The 1,558-nt window shown below is 65.4% G+C and carries 2 protein-coding genes; both read right to left on the reverse strand.

Annotation, left to right across the window (positions count from 1 at the left end; all coding sequences use genetic code 11):
* The coding region (locus tag DIC66_RS22720) for a vanadium-dependent haloperoxidase (protein ID WP_117180455.1) at window positions 1-1,325 on the reverse strand (1,325 nt) is incomplete at its 3' end.
* The coding region (locus DIC66_RS22725) for an ASPIC/UnbV domain-containing protein (protein ID WP_199534828.1) at window positions 1,322-1,558 on the reverse strand (237 nt) is incomplete at its 5' end. The genes DIC66_RS22720 and DIC66_RS22725, both read right to left, overlap by 4 nt.

Consider the following 1,558-nt stretch of genomic DNA (forward strand, 5'->3'; position numbering starts at 1 on the left):
GCGGCTGCCTCATCGGCTGCGGCCTTGAAGTTTTTGAAGGTGCGCGGGCCCCAGCCCCTGTCGTTGTGGGTGTTGTCCACGAAGGCCGTGTTGGTACCAAACTCACGCTCCAGGACGGCAGCGGCTGCACTGCTTTGCACCGAGTGGCCCGAGGGGTAGTCCGGGAAGGGCGGCGTGTTCATCAGCGTGGGCACCCAGTTGCTGTCGATGGCCAACTGCACATAGGTCACCGGGCGTATCACGCTCAATTTGTACTTGGTGTACCAGGCCGCCACAAAGGCATCCGACATGGCCATGTTCAGGCGCGCAAAGGTCTCGGCCGCCGTGGCCAGATTGGCCTTGCGGCTTTTCAACAGGTCGTTGGTCAGGTAGGCCCAGTGGCCTGCGGGTGTGGGCGTCTTGCCGGCGTCATCGGCCCAGTACAAGGCAAACTGCCGCTGCTCCTGGGTGGCGGCATTGCTGATGCTGTAGACCTCCATGCCCTGCGTATAGAACTCCGTGCCCTTGTCTTCCGAGTACGCGGGTGGTGGCGGCGCCGGGCAGTCGGCCGCACGCTTGATCACAAAGGGCCGGTTCTCGCCCCAGTAGGGCAACAGGGCGGGCGCAAAGGCCGGGGGCGTGGCCGACCACTTGCCGGTGCCGCTGGGCGGCACGTAGTTGGCCTGGCTGCGGCGGATCGGGCCCCAGGCCTCGTGGCCACCGTCGGTGCGCGCCCAGGTCATGATGGCCATGGCCATGAGCTTGCCAAAGGTCTCGGAGCGGTTGCTGATGTCGGGGGTGACGGTGTTGGGATCGAAGTCCTGCGTGTATTTCAGCGGCAGGCTGCGCTCCAGCAAATCGATGCGCGCCTTGTTCTCGGCACTGGCATTGCTGAACATCATGCGCGTCATGGTGGCCATGGCTGCGTTGGCCACCGTGGGCCAGTGCAGCGGTTCATTGGGCTGCGCCCAGGGCAAGGAGCTGAGTTCATTCAACTGACCGGCCAGGCTCTGGTAACCGGGCATGCCGGGCACTACCGATTCATAGAGCGTGAGGCCCAGATAGCCCAGGGCGCGCGCCGCCACCGGGGGGCTGAAGCCGGGGGTCAGCTGGATGAGCTGCAGGTCCAGCGCCATCCAGTCATAGACCACGCCGGAGCTGTAGGCGCTGGCGGGCTTGGCAATGGATGTGGCCAGGGCGGCGGGTTGAGAAGGCGTCCCGCTTTGCGCATGGCTGTGGGGGTTGAGCAGCAGCGCGGCCAGGGCCACGGCGCTGAGCTTGAGGACCCACAGCTTGAGGCCACTGCCACTGCTACGGTTCATGCTGGTTTGCAGATTCTGGTTCATGGTGCCTTCCAGGCGGCAAGCCCGGTCTCGCGGTTGACTACATAAGACGCATCACCCGTGACCGGGGCCCAGGCACTCCACTCGCCCTGCGGCCACTGCACACGCACTTTGGCGTCCCGGCTCTCGCCCAGGCCGAAGTGCATCCAGCCCAAGTGGCCGCTGGCGTGTCCCCCGCCGATGGTGAGCTCTTCACGGATGATTTTTCCGCCCAGGTCCACCTCCACCCAGGCACC

The organism is Rhodoferax lacus, from assembly GCF_003415675.1.
Taxonomy (GTDB): Bacteria; Pseudomonadota; Gammaproteobacteria; order Burkholderiales; family Burkholderiaceae_C; genus Allorhodoferax; species Allorhodoferax lacus.